Origin of the sequence: Streptomyces apricus, from assembly GCF_008369065.1 — a bacterium.
Classification (GTDB): Bacteria; Actinomycetota; Actinomycetes; order Streptomycetales; family Streptomycetaceae; genus Streptomyces; species Streptomyces apricus.
Genome location: NZ_VDFC01000062.1, coordinates 1 through 4,923, shown reverse-complemented (window position 1 = coordinate 4,923; position 4,923 = coordinate 1). Strand labels below are relative to the sequence as shown.

The window sequence follows — 4,923 nt, the reverse complement described above, 5'->3', positions numbered from 1 at the left end:
CTCCAGGTGGGGGTGGGGGTGGAGTGAGCGACGGTGCCTGACGTACGGATCTGGTCGATATGTCGAACATGGTTCGGAAGGCCGGTCAGAAAGTAGGGGTACGGGTGGGGCGAGTCAATGATTCCGACACGGCCGGGTCCCGGGAGCGGCCGGACGGCTTGTGGTGTGCGGCGGGTCGAACCGTGATCCGATGGGAACGGACGGTTCCGCCCGCATCCGGAACCGGTGGTTCGCCGGAAGTGTCCCCATCGGCTCGGAGACGACCGCTGCTGGTTGAAAGCAATCCGGGCCCGGTACGACCGGTACGAACCGTACGGAGGGAGACCCGTGGAACGCGATCCGCTGCGTGACCGCACGGTGGTGGTGACGGGAGCCGCCCGGGGCCTCGGCGCCGCCCTGGCCCGTGAGCTCGCCGGCCGCGGTGCCCGGCTGGCACTGCTGGGGCACGAGAAACCGGCCCTGGAGGCCCTGGCCGCCGAGCTGCCCACCGAGGCGGCCGCCTGGGAGGTCGACATCACCGACGACGCCGGCATGGCCGAGGCCGCCCGCGAGGTGCGCGGGAGGCTCGGCCGACCCTCCGTGGTGATCGCCAACGCCGGGATCGCCGAGGGCGGCCCCTTCGCCGAGTCCGACCCCGCGTCCTGGCGCCGGGTGATCGACGTCAACCTGACCGGCAGCGCGATCACCGCGCGCACCTTCCTGCCCGACCTGGTCGACACGTCGGGGTACTACCTGCAGGTCGCCTCGCTGGCCTCCATCGGCGCCGCGCCGATGATGAGCGCGTACTGCGCGTCCAAGTCGGGCGTGGAGGCCTTCGCCCACTCCCTGCGGGCCGAGGTGGCGCACCAGGGGGTGGCCGTGGGCATCGCCTACCTGAACTGGACCGACACCGACATGATCCGCGACGCCGACCGGCACGCCGTGCTGCGGGAACTGCGCGGCCACATGCCGCCGCCCGCCCGCCGCGTCTACCCGGCGGCCACGGTGGCGGCCCGGCTGGCGAAGGCCGTCGCACGCCGGCGCACCTCGGTGTACGTGCCGGGCTGGCTGGTTGCCGCGCAGCTGGGCCGCGCCGTGCTGCCGCCGGTCGTGATGCGCCTGTCCCGCTCGACCCTGCCCCGGCTGGCGGCCCGGGAGCCGTTCCGCCCCACCGGACTGCTGGGCGCGGGCGGACACGCCGACGCCGACGGCGCCCCCGTGCCCGGCACCGCGCGCAAGCCCTCCTGAAGCCGCCGGGCCCGCTCGGTTGAACCGCGGATGCCGGGGGACTCGGTCGCGGTCACCCCGGTACCGGCGGGTGCGAGACGAGGAGGCGGTTGTGGCCGTACGCCACCGGCTGATCAAGAGGAGCCCCGAGGAGGTGTGGGCCGTCCTGGCCGACGGCACCCGGTACGCCGACTGGGTGGTGGGGACGGCTTCCTCGTACCCCGTGCGCGGCCGGTGGCCCGAGGTGGGCTCGGCCATCGGCTACGAGGTGCGGGTGGGGTTCTGGAGCCTGACGAACCAGACGGTCGTCCGGGCGTGCGAAGAGGGACGCGAGCTGGAACTGGAGGCGATCGCGGGCCCGCTCGGCACGGCACGCGTCGCCGTCGAGCTGCGCCCCTGGGGCGAGCACACCCTGGTCGTCATCGACGAGCACCCGCTGCAGGGCGTCGGCGGCTCCCTGCACAACACGGGCCTCGACGCGTTCATCCAGGTACGGCACCGGGCGATGCTCAAGCGGCTGGCCGAGGTGTGCGAGGAGGGACGCGGTACGTCCCGGTCCACCCCGTCCGCCCGTACGCGGCCGGAGCCGGCGTGAGCGGCGGCGTCCGTGCCCCGTGGTGAGCGGCGGCGTCCGGGACCGACAACGGTGACATCCGTACAGCGAGACAGGAGGCGTCCATGCCGGACGCGGTAGTGATCGGGGCCGGCCCCAACGGGCTCGTCGCCGCCAATCTGCTGGCCGACGAGGGCTGGAGCGTCGAAGTACTGGAGGAGCAGGCCGAGCCGGGCGGCGCGGTCCGCCACGACAACGGGGTGGACCCGGACTTCACGAACGACCTCTTCAGCTCCTTCTACCCGCTGGCCGCCGCCTCGCCGGTCCTGGCCGGACTGCACCTGGAGCGGCACGGACTGCAGTGGAGCCACGCGCCGCGGGTGCTGGCCCACCCGCTGTCCGACGGCCGGTGCGCGGTGCTCGGACGCGACCTCGACGACACCGCCGCCTCCCTGGACGTCTTCGCCGACGGCGACGGCGACTCCTGGCGTGAACTGCACCGGATCTGGGAGCGGCTGCGCCCCGACCTCCTGGAGGCACTGTTCACCCCCTTCCCGCCGGTGCGCTCGGGCGCCAAGCTGGCCCTGCGCCTGCGGACCGCGGGCGGACTGCGGATGGCCCGCTCGATGGTGCTGCCGGTACGGCGCCTCGGCGAGGAGGAGTTCCGCGGCGAGGGCGGCAGGCTGCTCCTCGCGGGCAACGCGCTGCACGCCGACCTGGCGCCCGAGGCCGCGGGCAGCGGCGGCTTCGGCTGGCTGATGTCGATGCTGGGCCAGACGTACGGGTTCCCGGTTCCCGTGGGCGGCTCCGGCGCCCTCATCGGGGCGCTGGTGCGGCGGCTGCAGGAGCGCGGCGGGGTGGTCAGGTGCGGGCAGCGCGTGAGCAACGTCGTCGTCCGTGAGGGCCGGGCCGTGGCGGTGCGCACCGCCGGCGGCGACACCGTGTCCGCACGCCGCGCCGTGCTCGCGGACGTGTCCGCGCCCACCCTCTACGGCGAGCTGGTCGACAGCGCCGACCTGCCCCCTCAGGTGCTGGACGACCTGCGCCGGTTCCAGTGGGACTTCGCCACCTTCAAGGTCGACTGGGCCCTCGACGGCGCCGTGCCCTGGCAGGCCCCCGAGGCCGCCCTCGCCGGTACCGTCCATCTGGCCGACGGGGTCGACGAGTTGACCCGGTTCGCGGCCCAGGTCGCCATGGGGCAGGTGCCCGACCGCCCGTTCGCGCTGTTCGGGCAGATGACGACCTCCGACCCGACCCGCTCGCCCGAGGGCACCGAGTCCGCGTGGGCGTACACCCACGTCCCGCACCGCATCAAGGGCGACGCCGGCGACGACGGACTGACCGGCAGCTGGGACGCGAAGGAGCAGGAGCTGATGGCCGACCGCGTCGAGCGGCAGGTCGAGCGCTTCGCGCCGGGCTTCCGGTCCCTGATCCGCTCCCGGCGCGTGCTGGCCCCGCCCACCCTGCAGTCGATGGACGCCAACCTGTACGGCGGTGCCATCAACGGCGGCACCACGGCCCTGCACCAGCAGCTCTTCTTCCGCCCCGTCCCGGGCACGGGGCGCCCGGAGACACCGGTCAAGAACCTCTTCCTGGCCTCGGCCTCCGCCCATCCGGGAGGCGGTGTGCACGGGGCGCCCGGCTCCAACGCCGCCCGGGCCGCCCTGCGCAAGAACCTTCCGTCCGGCCTCACCCGGGCCCAGCGCCTGCTGGCCCGCCGTGACCGCGCGGGCCGGCACACCCCGGAGACCGGCGGCTGACACCGCTGCCCGCGGCCGGCGCGACGGTCATCCCGGGTCCCGGTCCTGCCCGAGCCAGGTGGTCAGCGCCCACCACCAGTGCAGTGCGCCCAGCGGTTCGGGCAGGGGCCCGGGCGCCGGGTCGGTCAGCGGGTGGCCGGTGATCTGTTGGAGACGGCCGAGCCGGTAGCGGACGGTGTTGGGGTGCGTGAACAGGGCCGTCGCCGTCTGGTCGAGGCGGCGGCCGTTGTCGAGGAACGTGCGGGCGGTGAGCGCCAGTTGGCGGTGGAAGCCGTCCGAGGGGTCGAGGGCGCCCAGCAGGCGCTCGCTCAGCCACGCGCCCAGCAGCGGCTGGTCGGCCAGCGCGATCTCGGCGGCGAAGTCGGTCAGTTCGTACCGCCCCCGGCACCCCTGCCGGACGCCGATGTCCACGGCCCGCACGCAGAGCCGGTACAGCGGCCGGATCTCCTCCGGCCGCGCGGCCGGTGAGACCACGAACAGCGCCCGCGCCTCCGCCGCCACGCCCTGGGGCACGCGGCGGCACAGGCCGGCCGGCCGCCCCTCCACGAGCGCGAAGACCGCACCCGGACCGGACAGCCGGTCCGCGAGGAGGCGCGCGTCCGCGAGGCCGCCCGCGTCCGCGACGACACAGTGGTACGGCCCCTCGCCGCCCCGCATCCCGGCCCCGGCCAGCTCCTGCGGGGACGGCACGACCCCGCCGACCAGCAGCCTGCGCAGCACATGGGAGCGGACCTCGGCGGTCTCGTGCGCGGTGGCGCGCTCCGCGGCCCGGTACCCGCTGATCACATGGCGCTGGACCGCGTCGCCGTACTCCTTCAGCCGGAGCACGACGTCGAGCAGGGCGCCGTCCGGGACGCCCGCGGCGCGGCAGCGGTCGACGGTGATCTCCACCGCCCGGTTGAGGCCGGCCTGGACACCGCTCAGGACCGCGGTCATCGCGACGCCCTGACCGGCCCGGTCGGCCCCCAGCAGCAGGGCGGCGGAGAAGTCCTGCTGCTCGATCCGGCCGAAGGTCGCGAACCACTGTCCGGCGGCCCGGATCATGGCGGTGACGTGCGAGAGGCTCTCCGCCTCGGTGAGCCGGGCGACCTCGGGGGAGCGGTCCCGCGCCGCGCGCACGAGCTCCCCGCACACCTCGGCGTCGACGGCCAGCGTCCGCAGGATCTCCGCCATCGGCTCGCGTTCGTGGACGACCGTCATGAGCACATCCTCCGTCCGCACTGTCGCCGGACCACAACGAAGCCGTCCGCATGTTGGTGTCCAGCCACTACCCCGTCCCTGGGACGGCCTGGTTCCCTGTGGGCTACCGACGGTAACAGTGCGGCGTTCCCGCCGCAGCCGTCCCGGGAACGTCCCCGGTGTCTCCCGCACCCGCCGCCCCCTCCGGAAGGCAGTCCATGGAGA

General features: G+C 74.6%; 4 protein-coding genes. 3 read left to right on the top strand and 1 reads right to left on the bottom strand.

Annotated features, from left to right (window positions below; all coding sequences use genetic code 11):
* The first annotated feature begins 327 nt into the window (after positions 1 to 327).
* The 3 genes from FGF04_RS32810 (at position 328) to FGF04_RS32800 (ending at position 3,519) form a co-directional block, all read left to right on the top strand.
* Positions 328 to 1,227, top strand: coding sequence for an SDR family oxidoreductase (locus FGF04_RS32810; RefSeq protein ID WP_149515033.1), 900 nt, complete (start codon positions 328 to 330; stop codon positions 1,225 to 1,227).
* A 91-nt stretch (positions 1,228 to 1,318) separates the two neighbouring features.
* Entirely contained in the window at positions 1,319 to 1,801 is a 483-nt protein-coding gene (locus tag FGF04_RS32805; RefSeq protein WP_149515032.1) for an SRPBCC family protein, read from the top strand.
* An 83-nt stretch (positions 1,802 to 1,884) separates the two neighbouring features.
* Positions 1,885 to 3,519, top strand: coding sequence for a phytoene desaturase family protein (locus FGF04_RS32800; protein ID WP_149515031.1), 1,635 nt, complete (start codon positions 1,885 to 1,887; stop codon positions 3,517 to 3,519).
* Positions 3,520 to 3,546: 27 nt separating this feature from the next.
* Here FGF04_RS32800 and FGF04_RS32795 read toward each other — a convergent pair whose 3' ends face one another.
* Positions 3,547 to 4,719: a PucR family transcriptional regulator gene (locus tag FGF04_RS32795; protein WP_149515030.1), complete on the bottom strand. Its 1,173-nt coding sequence runs from the start codon at positions 4,717 to 4,719 to the stop codon at positions 3,547 to 3,549.
* Positions 4,720 to 4,923 lie beyond the last annotated feature (204 nt).

What these genes read in the sequence shown, in the direction of transcription:
- FGF04_RS32795 (WP_149515030.1), bottom strand. Translation starts at nt 4,719, where the DNA reads ATGACGGTCGTCCACGAACGCGAGCCGATGGCGGAGATCCTGCGGACG.
- FGF04_RS32800 (WP_149515031.1), top strand. Translation starts at nt 1,885, where the DNA reads ATGCCGGACGCGGTAGTGATCGGGGCCGGCCCCAACGGGCTCGTCGCC.